Source organism: Sphingobium sp. LMA1-1-1.1 (assembly GCF_040676365.1).
Lineage (GTDB): Bacteria > Pseudomonadota > Alphaproteobacteria > Sphingomonadales > Sphingomonadaceae > Sphingobium.
The window spans coordinates 558,295-571,619 of the sequence record NZ_JBEGHS010000012.1 but is presented as its reverse complement, the minus strand read 5'-3'; the positions used below and the strand labels follow the sequence as shown (position 1 = coordinate 571,619).

Annotated in this window: 13 protein-coding genes; 6 read left to right on the top strand and 7 right to left on the bottom strand. The window is 61.7% G+C overall.

All coding sequences use genetic code 11. From position 1 onward, the window contains the following. Nucleotides 1–14: 14 nt before the first annotated feature. The 5 genes from MRBLMA1_RS10010 to MRBLMA1_RS09990 form a co-directional block, all read right to left on the bottom strand. Nucleotides 15–326 (bottom strand): hypothetical protein, encoded by a 312-nt coding sequence (locus tag MRBLMA1_RS10010; RefSeq protein ID WP_133651476.1) that lies wholly within the window; start codon nucleotides 324–326, stop codon nucleotides 15–17. 93 nt (nucleotides 327–419) lie between these two features. Next, nucleotides 420–1,385 (bottom strand): acyl-CoA dehydrogenase family protein, encoded by a 966-nt coding sequence (locus MRBLMA1_RS10005; RefSeq protein ID WP_363736507.1) that lies wholly within the window; start codon nucleotides 1,383–1,385, stop codon nucleotides 420–422. Then, nucleotides 1,382–2,527 (bottom strand): acyl-CoA dehydrogenase family protein, encoded by a 1,146-nt coding sequence (locus tag MRBLMA1_RS10000; protein ID WP_363736505.1) that lies wholly within the window; start codon nucleotides 2,525–2,527, stop codon nucleotides 1,382–1,384. Before MRBLMA1_RS10000 ends, MRBLMA1_RS10005 begins: the two co-directional genes overlap by 4 nt. A 3-nt stretch (nucleotides 2,528–2,530) precedes the next feature. Beyond that, nucleotides 2,531–3,457 carry an acyl-CoA dehydrogenase family protein gene (locus tag MRBLMA1_RS09995; protein WP_363736503.1) on the bottom strand — a complete coding sequence of 309 codons (927 nt, stop codon included), beginning with the start codon at nucleotides 3,455–3,457 and terminating at the stop codon, nucleotides 2,531–2,533. Between the two features lie 4 nt (nucleotides 3,458–3,461). Next, nucleotides 3,462–4,598, bottom strand: a complete 1,137-nt coding sequence (locus MRBLMA1_RS09990; RefSeq protein WP_133651472.1) for an acyl-CoA dehydrogenase family protein — start codon at nucleotides 4,596–4,598, stop codon at nucleotides 3,462–3,464. A 219-nt stretch (nucleotides 4,599–4,817) separates the two neighbouring features. Here MRBLMA1_RS09990 and MRBLMA1_RS09985 point away from each other — a divergent pair, with 219 nt between their 5' ends. After that, on the top strand, nucleotides 4,818–5,645 hold the full coding sequence (locus tag MRBLMA1_RS09985; protein ID WP_363736501.1) for an enoyl-CoA hydratase/isomerase family protein: 828 nt from the start codon (nucleotides 4,818–4,820) through the stop codon (nucleotides 5,643–5,645). A 26-nt stretch (nucleotides 5,646–5,671) separates the two neighbouring features. On the opposite strand, the gene MRBLMA1_RS09980 is transcribed toward MRBLMA1_RS09985, so the two are convergent. Then, the gene (locus tag MRBLMA1_RS09980) at nucleotides 5,672–6,001 is read right to left on the bottom strand and encodes a hypothetical protein (protein ID WP_363736499.1); all 330 of its coding nucleotides are present in this window, start codon (nucleotides 5,999–6,001) and stop codon (nucleotides 5,672–5,674) included. Here MRBLMA1_RS09980 and MRBLMA1_RS09975 point away from each other — a divergent pair. From MRBLMA1_RS09975 to MRBLMA1_RS09955, 5 genes are all read left to right on the top strand, one after another. Further along, on the top strand, nucleotides 6,000–8,552 hold the full coding sequence (locus MRBLMA1_RS09975; RefSeq protein ID WP_363736498.1) for a TonB-dependent receptor: 2,553 nt from the start codon (nucleotides 6,000–6,002) through the stop codon (nucleotides 8,550–8,552). The genes MRBLMA1_RS09980 and MRBLMA1_RS09975 overlap by 2 nt on opposite strands. Nucleotides 8,553–8,768: 216 nt before the next feature. After that, a complete protein-coding gene (locus MRBLMA1_RS09970; RefSeq protein ID WP_363736496.1) occupies nucleotides 8,769–9,692 on the top strand; it encodes an SDR family NAD(P)-dependent oxidoreductase in 924 nt (307 codons plus the stop codon). Between the two features lie 109 nt (nucleotides 9,693–9,801). Next, nucleotides 9,802–10,137 carry an EthD domain-containing protein gene (locus tag MRBLMA1_RS09965; RefSeq protein ID WP_363736494.1) on the top strand — a complete coding sequence of 112 codons (336 nt, stop codon included), beginning with the start codon at nucleotides 9,802–9,804 and terminating at the stop codon, nucleotides 10,135–10,137. 67 nt (nucleotides 10,138–10,204) lie between these two features. Next, nucleotides 10,205–11,386, top strand: coding sequence for an NADH:flavin oxidoreductase (locus MRBLMA1_RS09960; protein ID WP_363736492.1), 1,182 nt, complete (start codon nucleotides 10,205–10,207; stop codon nucleotides 11,384–11,386). A gap of 67 nt (nucleotides 11,387–11,453) precedes the next feature. Further along, nucleotides 11,454–12,674 (top strand): cytochrome P450, encoded by a 1,221-nt coding sequence (locus MRBLMA1_RS09955; RefSeq protein WP_363736491.1) that lies wholly within the window; start codon nucleotides 11,454–11,456, stop codon nucleotides 12,672–12,674. A 48-nt stretch (nucleotides 12,675–12,722) separates the two neighbouring features. On the opposite strand, the gene MRBLMA1_RS09950 is transcribed toward MRBLMA1_RS09955, so the two are convergent. Then, entirely contained in the window at nucleotides 12,723–13,280 is a 558-nt protein-coding gene (locus MRBLMA1_RS09950; RefSeq protein ID WP_363736490.1) for a VOC family protein, read from the bottom strand. Nucleotides 13,281–13,325: the final 45 nt, after the last annotated feature.

Sequence of the window (13,325 nt, the reverse complement as noted above, 5' to 3'; positions counted from 1 at the left end):
TTCGGTGAACCGATCTAGTCGGTTCCCGTCCTGTCTGGCGCGATCCTTTCGGCTGGCCCCATGCGTTCCTCCCCGGAAAACAGCCGGTCAAGGCGGGCGCGAACCTCCTGCCGATATCCTTTCCTGTCGACCGGGCGAGCGGCTCCGATGATGATCTCGTCCCCGATGGCGGCCTTGATCCGGTTCAACGCGTCTTCATCCAGGATCCCCGCCCCTCGAAGTTCCACGCAGAGCTGAACCAGCCCCGCCGCCGTCGCCTGCGCTCTCAGGCCGACATTGGTCAGATCATGGTGCAGTTTCTTCTGATTACCGGCGCCGATCGACATGGCGGTTCCCGTCCTTGCAAGAGGTCAACAGCAGACCGAATGATCCATCGGGGGCATTCGATCCTGTTCGTCGTCATCTTCGCCTGATCTGGATCATTTGTGCTGCATCAGTCTCCGGCGGCTTTCGCTCAGTCCTCCGCAGGCGGCGTCGAGCAGGCGAGCGGCCTTCAGATAGAGGTGGGCGTCGCATTCCGCGCTGAAACCCATGCCGCCGTGCACCTGAATATTCGTGCCCGCATTCTCGCGCGCCGCCCGCAGGGCGAGGTTGAGCGCCGCATCGGCCTCTCGTTCCGCCTCCGCATGCCCCTCTGTGAAGGCGAGCGCGGCGAAAGTCGTCAATTCCTTGGCCGCGTGCGCCATGATCGCCATGTTGGCGCAATGATGCTTGACTGCCTGGAACGCCCCGATCGGTTGACCGAATTGTTCACGCACTTTCGCATATTCGACGCCGCGCTCGCAGCATTCGGCGGCGATCCCGGCGAGCAGCGCCGCGATCACGAGCCTGCCGCGAACGGCTGTATCCCGGCTGGCGTCGAAAAGCAGCGGTTCTTCGACGGCAGTACGCAAAACGGGGCGTCCCCAATGCACGTCGTCATCGATCTCCAGCGTCCCGTTGGCGCGGATCTCGACGCCTTCGCGGGTCATCGCGACGAGGTGGGTCGCCCCCTCCGCGTCGATCGCCCGGCCGACGCCCTGTGCATGGCCATGCAGTGCAAAGGCCGCGCGGGCTTCCCCCGCCAGCAGCGCCCCAACGGTATCGCTGTCGCCTGCCTTGTGGAAGGCATGGGCCGCGATCACCGTGGCGGGATAGTTTGTGGAGATCAACTGCCGCCCAAAATCCTGCGCGGCCAGAACTTCCTCCAGGGCGGAGAGGCCGATGCCGCCCGCCTCCTCCGGCACGCTGATGCCGAGCCAGCCCAAGTCGACAATGGATTGCCAGCGGTTCGGTTCGCCATCCGGGTCGTCGCGCAGACGCGAGACGGGCAAGACCGTCCGAACTGGCCGCGTAAAGCTGTCGACCAGCTCATGCGTATCGCCCAGGCTACGGAATATCGTCATGATTTGCCCCTCGGCAGTCCGAGAACCCGCTCGCCGATGATGTTGCGTTGAATTTCTGCCGTGCCACCCGCGATCGTCTCGGAAAACGCATCCAGATATTCGAAGGCCCAGCCATGGTCGCCGGCGAGCGCTGGCGAACCGATGCCGTACAGGTCGATCGCCGCATCGGACGCGCGCTTGGCGAGTTCGGCGAAATAGAGGCGGATCAATGATCCTTCCGAACCGGGCGTGCCCGTTTCGCTGGCAAGGGCGAAGCTGTAGGACATGGCCCGCAGCGCCGCGGCATCCGCCAGCAGATCGGCCAGTCGGGGCGCGAGCATCGGGTCGGTGCAGTCCCGCGCCAGCCTTTCGATCTTGTCGACCAGCCCGATCTGAAGCGCGAGGGACGCGGTGCCCCGTTCGAAACCGAGCGTGGCCATCGCCGTTTTCCAGCCATTGTTCAGTCCGCCGACGACGGCCTGATCGATGGGCAGACGGACCTGATCGTAGAAGACCTCGCAGAATTTGGCCGGGCCCGCCATGGTTTCGATCGGACGGACGGTGATGCCCGGCAGGTTCATCGGGCAGATGACCCAGGTGATGCCCCGGTGCCGTTCCGACCCCGGTTCTGTTCGGATCAGCAGTTCCTGATAATCGGCAATGTCCGCATAGCTGCTCCAGATCTTCTGGCCGTCGATGATGATCTCGTCGCCCTCGACGCGTCCCTGCGTGCGCAGGCTGGCAAGGTCCGACCCTGAACCAGGCTCGGAAAAGCCCTGACACCAGATCGCCTCGCCCGACAGGATCCTGGGCAGGTGAAAGGCCTTTTGCGCGTCGCTGCCGCAGGCGATGATCGTCGGCCCTGCATGGTTCACGCCGACGAAGGACGCATTATGGGTGCTGGGCGCCCCGGCGCGGGCATATTCCTCAAACCAGATGATCTGCTGCGCGACGGGGAGGCTGCGGCCGCCAAATTCGCTCGGCCATGTCAGGCCGGCCCAGCCGCCGTCATACATTTTCCGCTGCCAGTCCAGGACATAGCGGCGGGATTCAGGACCATCCAGCGGCGCGGCATGGTCGGGGATATTCGCCTCAAGCCAGGCCCGGGCCCCGGCCCGGAACGCGGCCAGCGCGTCATCTTCGGTGTTGGATGTGGTCGCCATGGGTCAGGCCGCGTCCGCCCAGCTCAGCTCGGCGGCCGCCCGTGCCTGCCCGCCGCTGCCGCCCAGTTCCCCGAGAAGCGCCTTGAGGCGGTAGGTCCAGAGATGCAGCGGAAATTCCAGCGTCAGGCCCATGGCGCCGCAGAATTGATGAAGATCATATGTGAAGAGCGGAATGGCGTCCTGCGCATAGGTGGCCGCCATCGCGCAGATGGCTTCATCGTCCGACCATGCGGCGCGCAGGGCGAGCCATTTCGTGGCATTGGCGGTGGACGCCGCCGTCGCGAGGCGATGCTGCACCGCCTGGAACGAACCCAATGCGCGGCCGAACTGCTTGCGCGTCTTCACATGCTCAAGCACGGTGTCCAGTGCCGCCTGCATCAGTCCGGCCGCTTCGACCGCGATCGACAGTCGCCAGCGGCGCAACACGGGGGCGACCATGTCGCGGCCGAAGCGCTGCACTGCAAGTCCATCGACGCTCTCCAGCCTGCCATAGGGATAGGCGAACAGGCTTTCGACCGGAACGACCCTGTCCGGGGTGAGGGAGATCAGGCTGACATTTTCATCTTCGACGACGATCAGGGAACGCGCGTGCGGCAGGAACCGCGCAGAACCGAGCGGCGAACCGCGCAGCATGGCCAGGGGGCGCTGCAGCGCGTCGATGGGGAACAGGGGGCCGACCAGCGCGGACGTCGCCACTTCGGCGCACAGCGGCAGCCGGGCGATGCGTTCGACGATCAGAGCCGCGTCAAGCGGCGAGAAGCCGTCTTCCCTGGCGATGTCCAGAAAGCCCGACGCCGCCAGTTCGGCATCCAGCGTTTCGGAAAAGGCGACAAAGGTCGCATGTTTGGGCGGCTCGATCTTCTGGGTGGTGATGAGCTGTTCCAGCCCGTCCAGAATGGCGGCCTGATTGTCGTCTGGTTCAAAGTTCACGGCTTTACTCGCTGGGAAGATCGAGGAAACGGCGGGCGGCAAGGTTGAGCTGGATCTCCGCGGCGCCGGAGGCGATGCCTGCCGCGATGGCGCGCTGGTGATGGGCCTGCTGCATGGGATCGTCGCCCAGCATGCCTTCGGGCATATATTCCAGCATGAAATCGGACACTGCATGGTCCGCCTGGACCACGGAAAAACGGGCAAGATTGCCGAATGCCGACGGCGGTGCGCCCTTGGCGCGCTCATCGACCACGCGATAGACCATCATCCGCGCCGCTTCGCATTTCGCCAGCACGCGGCCCGCCCGGTCCTTGATGACGGGGTCATCGAACCGGCCGTCGGCCTTCAGCTTGGCAATCGCCCGGTCCAGAATGCGTCGCGCGAAGGCGTAACGCGGAATGCCGATGCGTTCGTTCTGAAGCGCGTAGTTGATGATTTCCCACGCCTGCCCCTCGGCGCCGAGCCTGTTTTCCTCCGGCACGAAAACGTCGTCGAAGAAGAGTTCGTGAATGTCGCCCTCCCCGATCAGCGCGTCGATTTCCTTGACCTGGATACCCTTGCTGGTCATCGGGACCAGAAGGATCACGATGCCGGCCTTGCCGGTCCCCGTGCGGGCAAGCAGGAAACAATGATCCGCCAGCCCGGCATAGGAGGTCCAGACCTTCGCGCCGTTGACGACATATCCGCCGTCCACCTTTTCGGCGCGGGTCTGGAGCGAGGCGAGGTCGGATCCGGCCGACGGTTCGGAAAAGCCCTGGCACCAGATCACATCGCCTGCGACGATATCGGGCAGATAGCGCTGCTGCTGCTCCGGCGTGGCATAGCGCATCATCACCGGGCCGATCCAGTTGACGTTCATATATTGGGGGCCTCTGGGTTCGCCCGCCGCCCAGATTTCTTCCCCCAGGATGAAATGGTCCCACGACTTTCCGTCTTCGCCGCCGAACGCGCTCGGCCAATGGGGGATCAGCATGCCTTCCCCGGCCAATGTCTTGCAGAAGGACTTGGAGAATTCCGTCTGCTGCCGCGACCCCGGACCGTGCACGGCGATCTCGTTCCAGTCGGATGGAAGGCTTTCGTCCAGAAGCTTTCGGACCCGGTCCCTGTAACGGACCTCGTCCTCATTCCATCCAAACTCCATTCCAACTCTCCAGTTTCTCGATCACGGGGAAAAAGCGGCACCTGGAGAAGCGGTTGGCACCGAAAGGTTCGGGGCACCACGTCTTATAGGACTATGACGGGTGGGCGGGCTGGTTTTACCGCTTGCTTCCGGACGTTCGCCTCGTGCCACGGGGTGCCGGCGCAACCCGCACCGCGGCGATCGACCACCTTGCCCCCGTCAGAACAAAAGGGACCGTTGATGTCCGCAGATCTTTCTTCCTATGCGCATTTCGAGGGGCTGGCCTTCGAACGTCCCGCCCCCCATGTGCTGCGGATCACGATAGACAATCCAGCGCAAATGAACGCGCTCAATCAGCCCCTGCTGAAATCCATTCACGGAGTCTGGGGCGTGCTGGACAGCGATCCGCTCACCCGCGTCGCAATCATCACCGGCGCGGGGCGATCATTTTGCGCGGGGGGCGCCTTTGATGCCATGCCCGATGGTGCGCAGGAAAAGGGCGTTCAGTTCAATCATGATTTCGCCGAGGCGCGTGTCCTCGTCAACAACATCGTCAATTGCCGCAAACCCGTCGTTTCGGCGATCAACGGCCCGGCTGTGGGCGCCGGCCTCGCCATCGCATTGCTGGCGGATATTTCGGTCGCTGGCAGCACCGCCAAGCTTTTCGACGGGCATCTGCGGATCGGCGTGGCGCCCGGCGACCATGCGCTGCTCATCTGGCCGCTGCTGTGCGGCCTTGCCAAGGCGAAATATCATCTGATGACCAACCGTCCGGTCACGGGGGAGATGGCAGAGGCCATGAACCTGGTGTCCCTTTCCGTTCCGGACGAAGAATTGCAACAGGCGGCGCTGGCCATTGCGGTGGACCTTGCCGCCACCGCGCCGACGGCGTTGCGCATGACCAAATATCTGCTGAATTCCTTCCTGCGCAAAAATCAGGATGTTTTCGATCTTTCGGCAGCGTTCGAGATGATCAATTTCGGCAGCGCCGAAAATCAGGAAGCGATGCGGGCCTATCGGAATCGTGTGGCGCCGGAGTTTGACGATCGGGGTAGCGGCTTCTGGTGAAGTCGTGGAGAAGAACTTTCCGATTTTCAGCATGCTCGCCCGCTGATGCGGGACATTTTTGCAACGGAGCGGGAAAAATTGCCGTAATGCCCGTGAGTACCCGCGAAGTAGTCCGATCGGACGAAAGAAGAATCAGAAAGAAAACTAATCGGCGCAGAATATCCAAGGAATTCCGTTTCCGTTTCAGGGCCATGCTGAAACGGCAGGGTGATGTTCGCCACGGAATTTCGAGGAAGTGGCAAGGCGACGGAACTTGTCGCTGAAATTTCAAATTCTAGGAGTTGGAATGTGAGGAAGGTCGTATTTTTATCGTCTACCGCGATTTTGTCCCTGGCGGCTTTCGCGAATCCGGCCATGGCGCAGGAGCCGGCTGCAGCCGCGTCCGCCCAGTCCGAAGCAGGCCAGAACGACACGAACCAGCTTGAATCGATTGTCGTTACGGCTCGCCGGGTCGAGGAAAACCAGCAGAAGGTGCCCGTGGCCGTCACCACGCTGACCGCCAGCGCGCTGCGCGAGCGGAATGTGAGTTCGGTCAGCGATCTGCAATATAACGTCCCCAATCTTCAGATCAAACCGAGCACGCTTTATCCCTCGCAGGTCGAGTTCATCCTACGCGGCCAGCGCCAGGTGCTGTACACGGATGAAAATGTGGTGACATATGTCAACGGCGTACCGCAGGGCACGCGCGGACTCATCCTCTACGATATGGAAAATGTCCAGTCGCTCAAGGGCCCGCAAGGCACCCTGTTCGGCAAGAATTCCATGGGCGGCGCCATGGTCTTCACCACGACAAAGCCGAAATATGATTTCGGCGCAGAGGGCACGTTCGATTACGGCAACTACAACCTGATGCGGTTCAATGGCGTCGTCAACGTGCCGTTGGTTGACAATGTCGCAGCGCTGCGTATCGCCGGCCAGGTCGAACGACGCGACGGCGTCTACAAGAACAGCTATCCGGGGATGCACGATCTGGGCGATCGTGACAATGACAGCCTTCGGGCCACCCTATTGCTGCAACCCAGTTCCCGGTTCGAGAATCTCCTGACCGTGGACTACCAGCGCCGGAACGAAATTCCCTATCCTGCCATCATCGAGGCCGCTCCGCTCAACGCGACCGGCTTTGCTGCGCTGGTCTCCAACCTCACGCAGCAGGTCGTCACCCAGCAGAGCGCGCTGGGCGGTGGCACGGCGCAGGTGCAGGGCAATCTGCTGGTGCGGACCGGAAGCCCGTTTAACGTCAACATGCTGACGGGCATCAATCGGGTCATTCCCGGAATCGGGCCGATTGCGCCTGGCGCCACGCCCATCACCCCCGTCAACGGTTTCGGATCGAAGGTGAGAACCTGGGGTGTTTCGAACAGTTCTACCTATGAACTGAGCGATGTCATCACGCTGAAGAACATCTTCGGATACCGTGAAGAGCGAGCAAGCGACCATTCCGATCCGGCCGGCATATCCGGTACGACAGTCGACACCTCGCTCTTCCTCAACTGCGTGTTCGATCCCACCGGCGCATGCAACGGCGGGGTGCCGTCGCCGTTCCCCGGTCAGTTTTCGAACAACAACACCAACATGTTCAATAACATAAAAACACTGACGGAAGAATTCCAGGTCATTGGCAAGACCGACAGTCTGAACTTCATCGCAGGTGGTTTTTACAGCCATAATAGTCTGCTTTATACCGTCAATTCCTACTTCTCGGTCGGCCCGCTTTCGCTTTATCCCTTGCAGACGCGCCATGCCACGGCGACGACCAAAAGCGATTCCTATGCCGTGTTCGCGCAGGGCACCTACGATTTCTCGAATTTGGGACTGGAGGGCGTTCGCCTGACCGCCGGCGCGCGCTACACCTGGGACAAGCGTGATTATTTCAGTGAAAATTTCTTCTCTGCAAGCAACGCGGCGCAACAGCAATTCGCTTCCTCCCCCGGCGCGATCTGTAATGAGCTGAACGGCAGCGCTGACGGTGTGACAGGGGTCAATGACGGCACGAATTGTTCGATTTCGGGCAATCGTACGTACAGGGCCCTCACATGGACCGCGTCTCTGGAATATCAGGTCACGCCGCAGACCCTGGTCTATTTCGCCAACCGCCGCGGGTTCAAGGCCGGCAGCCCCAATCCGACGACCCGCTCTCCGCAATTCGCCTTCTTCAATCCGGAGCGGATCACGGATTACGAACTGGGCTTCAAGCATCAGGGGCGCCTGGGTTCCGTTCCCTATAGGCTCAATGTCGCGGGCTTCATCGGCAAGTATAAGGATATCCAGACCCAGAATATCCTGACTTTCTGCAGCGACAGCATCAATTGTAGCTCCGCTCAGGGCACCTATACCGATCTCATCGTGTTCAATGTCGGGCAGGCGACGATCAAGGGCGTGGAAGTGGAAGCGTCGGTCAAGCCCTTCCCCGACCTTACCCTGGATGTCGGTTATTCCTATCAGGTGGGGCGTTACGGGAAAGGCTCCATCCTGCCGCAGCCCACCGACGCCACGAAGCCGATCTTCAACGGCAACCCGATCGACTATACCGGTGGCACCGATCTCAACGGTCGGGAATTTGCCGGCGTGCCGCGCACGACTTTAAACGTGGCGGCGACCTATCATGCCAGCTTCATCCCGGAGAGCTTCGCGAAAGTCTCGCTGAGCGGCAATTACTCCTATCGCGGCAATACCAAGGGGTTGAGCGTCCAGGGCATCTACCAGACGCCCGCCTTCGGTATTTTCGGCGGCCGACTGTCGTTCAACGAATTGTTCGAAACGCCGATGTCGCTGTCCTTCTGGGCGCAGAATCTGACGAACAAGGACCACAAGCTGTACTGCGCCGACAACCTCTACAGCATCGGCTATGCCTCCTGCCGTTGGGGTGAGCCCCGGACCTATGGCGCCACGCTCGGCTTCAAGTTCTGATCGATTGGATCTCCGCCCGGCATGGTTTCGGGCGGAGATCTTCCCTTATGGGACATAGCCCGTAGCGGCTTGTGAAGCAGAGCTGCCCTCTAGAGCGATTTCCAGCGATCGGAACCGATCGCTGATCGAAACCCGCTCTAGTCTGCCCGGACGAAGGGATGATGTCGGGTCAGGGATAGTCTGTGTCGCCAGAGGATAGGATGGCTGGGAACGGACATGGCGCTGCCAGGTGATATCGATCGGTTCATTCGCGATTATGTCCGCGCCTTCAACGCGCGCGATCTGGACAGCGTGGCATTGCTCTATGCGGAAGATGCGACCCTGGAGGACCCGGTCGGCAGCACGGTCGTGCGCGGCAGGTCGGCCATACGCGCCTTCTACGAGCAATATAAGGACCAGCCATCCTATCTCCATTATTCCGGTGATTGTCGTGTCGCGCAATCGGCCATCGCCTTCTCCTTCGTCGCCTGCATCGGCACTGGAGCCGACCTCCACGTCGTTCGGATCTTCGACAGTTTCCGGTTCGACGATGCGGGCAAGATCAACGAAATGCGCGCCTTCTGGGGTGAACCCGACCTCGGCGGCATTGTCGAGGACCAGGCGCCGGGCGCTCCCTTGCTGTTGCCGCTGGCCGGGCGTGTGGCACTGGTCGCGACTGGCGGCACATCGATCGGTCATGCCTGCGCGCGCCTTTTGGCGCTTGCCGGCGCACGCGTGGTCGTAAGCGGGGACTCCGAATCCGCCCGCGAACGCCTGGTTGAAGAGCTTCTTTCTGTCGGCGGACAGGCGATCGCGATCTCCGGTCCTGCGCAAGATGCACCGTCCCGCGCGATCGATCTGATGGGGCGGCTGGATCATGTGGTGAATGTCGCTACAGAAAAGGATGCGACTGTCCGGTGGAACGGCGCGTCGCAAATCGCCGCCAGTGGGCGATCAGGCGCTATCGTGGATATCATGTATTCGGACCCCGTGACGATCGCGCGGCGGCCGGCGGGCAACGGCATTAGGAGCAATGCCCTGATCGTCGATGGCGGACATGCAGTGTCGGAAGAGGCCGCGGCGCGCGTGGCGAATGCCGCCCTGATGCTGTTTCTCCCCCAGGCGGCAGCGATCGACGGCCAGACTCTGCGCGTCATCTGATCCAGGAACGGCGCCTCCGCGTCACCTGCCTTAGTCTCTACGGACCATGCAGCAAGGCGTCCCCAACTCTAACCAGTTCCGAAGACAAAAAGGCGAACGGGAGACGTTGATGCCGGTAAAGATGATGGCATTTCTGAAGGCCAGGGAAGGCATGTCGCGGGCAGCCTTCATTGCCCATTACGAAACTCGTCACGTGCCGCTGGTCCTCAGCATCATGCCCGGGATTGTCGATTACCGGCGCAACTTTCTTCCTGAGTCCGTGGGCGGCTTCGACGTGGTGACGGAAATCTGGTTTGCCGATCAGGCGGCCTTCGACAAGGCGATGGCGCTTGCCAGTCAGCCCCCCGGCGGCGACCTGATCGCGGAAGATGAGGAAAAGCTGTTCGACCGCTCTCGAACGCTCGTCCGCGTGGTCGAGGAACGAGGCGGGCCGATCGCGGACTGATGGCGGAACAGGGCCGGTCTGGGGCATCGCTCTTCGGGGAGCGACAGAAGAAGGAAAGTGGACGGCGATGGCTGCGCATGGATTGGATGAGCCGGACATGGAACTCAGTCCCTTGTTCGATCCCTTTGAAATCCGTGGGCTCAGGCTGAACAACCGCATCGTCATGCCCGCCATGGGACGCCATTTCAATGACGATGGCGTGCCGAGCGAAGCCTATGTCGATTATTTCCGCCGCCGCGCCGCCGCTGGCACGGGCCTGCTGATCACTGAAGTGGCCTCCGTCGAACATCCCGTTTCGCAGGCGCATCCGGGTTACGCGCGTCTGCATGGCGAGGATGCGCTGGAATCCTATGGCCGCATCGTGGAGGCGGTACATGGGGCAGGAGGACGGATCATCCCTCAACTGGTGCATTGCGGCACCGTCCGCGAAGTCGGAGCGTCGCCCAATCCCGATCTGGCGCCGCTCAGTCCGTCGGGCCTGTATCTGCCCTTTGAATCCTTTGGCGACAAGCCGGCGGTCAGGCAGGTGGCCGAGCCGGCGTCCGTCAAGGATATCGACGCAGCCATTGATGGTTTCGCCCGCAGCGCGCGCTACGCCAGGGCCCTGGGTTTCGATGGTGTGCAACTGCATGGCGCCCACGGTTATCTGATCGACCAGTTCTTTTGGGACAAGATGAACCGGCGCCAGGATGCTTATGGCGGCAGCCTGGTCGATCGCACCCGCTTTGCAACCGAGGTCATACGGGCAGTGCGTGAGGCCGTCGGCGAGGATTACCCCGTCTTCTTTCGCTGGTCCCAATGGAAACAGCAAGATTATTGGGCGAAGCTGTGCCAGACGCCCGCTGAACTGGAAGACTTCCTGACTCCATTGTCGGAGGCGGGCGTTGACATATTCGACTGTTCGACCCGCCGCGTATGGGAACCCGAATTCGATGGCAGCCCGCTGAATGTGGCCGGGTGGACCAGGCGGATCACCGGCAAGCCCACCGTGACCGTCGGCTCGATCTCGCTGGATCATGATCCGCTGCCGAGCAAGGAAGTGGGTGACAGGCCGGCCGAGCGGCAATTGCATGGCCGTTGCCCGCGCAGCATCCGGCATGTCGTGGGCATGCTTGGGCGGGGTGAATGTGACCTTGTCGCTGTCGGGCGAGCTATGATCACCAATCCGGACTGGACCCGCGATCTGCGCGACCGGCGGTGGGACAAGCTGGGCAATTATTCCGCGGACGCCCTGGCGAGATTGCACTGATGCGGTTCAAAACCCGGCCGTCTCGCCGACAGGGAAGCACGCACGGACAGGATATTGGAGGATGACCATGGCAGAAGAGACAGTGCAGCCCGTTCGGCCCGATCATGTGCCAGCCGATCGCGTTTACGAATATGACCTGTATGAAGCGCCCCGCGAGGTTACGAGCGATTATCAGATCGACATCGTCCGCCGCCTCCACCGGGAGGCGCCCGATATCTTCTGGACGCCCAAAAATGGGGGGCATTGGGTCGTCACCCGCGCGCGTGAGATTGACATGTGCCAGCGCGATGGAGAACTGTTTTCCATGCAGGACGTCGTGCTGCCGGCCGGCGCGAAGCCGTTCATCAATATTCCGCTGGAAACCGATGGGCCTGCGCATTCGGCCTATCGCAACGTCCTGCAGCCTGCATTCACGCCCGCTCGGATCATGCAACTGGAACGGGATATCCGCGCCCTGGCGATCGAGCTGATCGAAGGGTTCGTCGACAGGGGCGAGTGCGAATTCGTCGGCGAATTTTCCGCCATCCTGCCCATCGAGATCTTCATGCAGCTTGCCGATCTGCCCAAATCCGACAAGGCGGATCTCATGAGGTGGGCGGATGCCTCGGTCCACCCACGGACGCTGGAGGAACGCATCTGGGGCTATGGCCAGATGTCCGCCTATATCGAGGCGTTGATGGCCGAGCGGGCGGACGGTGCGCGTGAGGACGTCATTTCCATGATCATGCGCGGGCAGGTGTTCGACCGGGAAATGACCCATGAGGAACGGCACAGCATGATCCTGAACGTGTTGCTGGGCGGGTTGGATACCGTGATGGCGACCATGGGCGTCATCGCGCGCTTCCTTGCCACGCATCCTGACCATCGCCGGCAACTCAGGGAAGATCATGCCCTCATACCGCGGGCGATCGACGAACTGATGCGCTTTTACGGGGCGACCGGAACCGCGCGCGTGGTCACCCGCGATATCGAACATGATGGCATCCTGTTCCGGAAGGATGATCGGATCCTGATCCAGACCATGTTCCATGGCCAGGATGAGCGGCGCTTTGACAATCCGGACATCGTCGATTTCAACCGCAAGGATGTCCGCCACGCAACCTTCGGGCAGGGCAAGCATCGTTGCATCGGCGCCATGCTCGCCCGGCTTGAAATGCGCATCTTCATCGAGGAATGGCTTCAGCGGATTCCGGAATTCGACGTCGCCGCCGATGAATGCGCGATATTGGAGCGCGGGATGGTCAATTCCATGCGGAAACTGAAGCTGGTGTGGCCCCGTCTCGGCTGAAGGGCCGCCCTGGAGGGCCGCCTGACCCCTTTGGAGTCATCCGGGGCGTCAGGCGGCGGGTTCGTTGACCAAGGCCCAGAAATCGCGGCGGGGATCGGAACCATCCCAATGGTTCGCAATGTCGACGATCGCGCGATAGACCGGGTCGAGCGGGCTGGGCAGCGCGAGCTGCAAAAGAACAGCGTCTGGATTTTCCTGCGGCTCATAATAGGATTCGAAGGCGTTTCCGGCTTCATCGACATATTCCATGTGCGGCTTCAGGTGCAGGCCGCGTGCCGCCGCGTCCCCGACCGTGGCTTCGAAATCATTGCTGAAATAGGCCACATGGTGCAGGCCGCCCGAGGGGTGGCGGTCAAGGAACTCGGTGAAGGTCGAGCGCCTGTCGTCGTCCTGGCTCACCAGTTCCGTCAATTGTCCGGCAATGACGACGAAGGCGGCCGAAACATGGATGCGGATCAATTCCCCCCGGAAGCGCGCCGCCATTTCCGTACCGCGGATGAAATGCGCAGGGCCGATCCCCGATGCCAGCAGCCTGTCCACGGCCGCGTCGATGTCGGGAACGACATAGGCGACATGATAGGGTTTGGCGTCGATATATATGCTCATGCCATGATTTCCCGTGCATGTCCCGGCTTCTGCCGGGAGGGCGTC

Excerpts from the sequence above, each read along its gene's own strand:
- MRBLMA1_RS09950 (WP_363736490.1), bottom strand. The coding sequence starts at position 13,280 with ATGAGCATATATATCGACGCCAAACCCTATCATGTCGCCTATGTCGTT.
- MRBLMA1_RS09990 (WP_133651472.1), bottom strand. The coding sequence starts at position 4,598 with ATGGAGTTTGGATGGAATGAGGACGAGGTCCGTTACAGGGACCGGGTC.
- MRBLMA1_RS10005 (WP_363736507.1), bottom strand. The coding sequence starts at position 1,385 with ATGACGATATTCCGTAGCCTGGGCGATACGCATGAGCTGGTCGACAGC.
- MRBLMA1_RS09970 (WP_363736496.1), top strand. The coding sequence starts at position 8,769 with ATGGCGCTGCCAGGTGATATCGATCGGTTCATTCGCGATTATGTCCGC.
- MRBLMA1_RS10000 (WP_363736505.1), bottom strand. The coding sequence starts at position 2,527 with ATGGCGACCACATCCAACACCGAAGATGACGCGCTGGCCGCGTTCCGG.
- MRBLMA1_RS09985 (WP_363736501.1), top strand. The coding sequence starts at position 4,818 with ATGTCCGCAGATCTTTCTTCCTATGCGCATTTCGAGGGGCTGGCCTTC.
- MRBLMA1_RS09960 (WP_363736492.1), top strand. The coding sequence starts at position 10,205 with ATGGCTGCGCATGGATTGGATGAGCCGGACATGGAACTCAGTCCCTTG.
- MRBLMA1_RS09975 (WP_363736498.1), top strand. The coding sequence starts at position 6,000 with ATGGCGCAGGAGCCGGCTGCAGCCGCGTCCGCCCAGTCCGAAGCAGGC.
- MRBLMA1_RS09965 (WP_363736494.1), top strand. The coding sequence starts at position 9,802 with ATGCCGGTAAAGATGATGGCATTTCTGAAGGCCAGGGAAGGCATGTCG.
- MRBLMA1_RS09955 (WP_363736491.1), top strand. The coding sequence starts at position 11,454 with ATGGCAGAAGAGACAGTGCAGCCCGTTCGGCCCGATCATGTGCCAGCC.
- MRBLMA1_RS09980 (WP_363736499.1), bottom strand. The coding sequence starts at position 6,001 with ATGGCCGGATTCGCGAAAGCCGCCAGGGACAAAATCGCGGTAGACGAT.
- MRBLMA1_RS10010 (WP_133651476.1), bottom strand. The coding sequence starts at position 326 with ATGTCGATCGGCGCCGGTAATCAGAAGAAACTGCACCATGATCTGACC.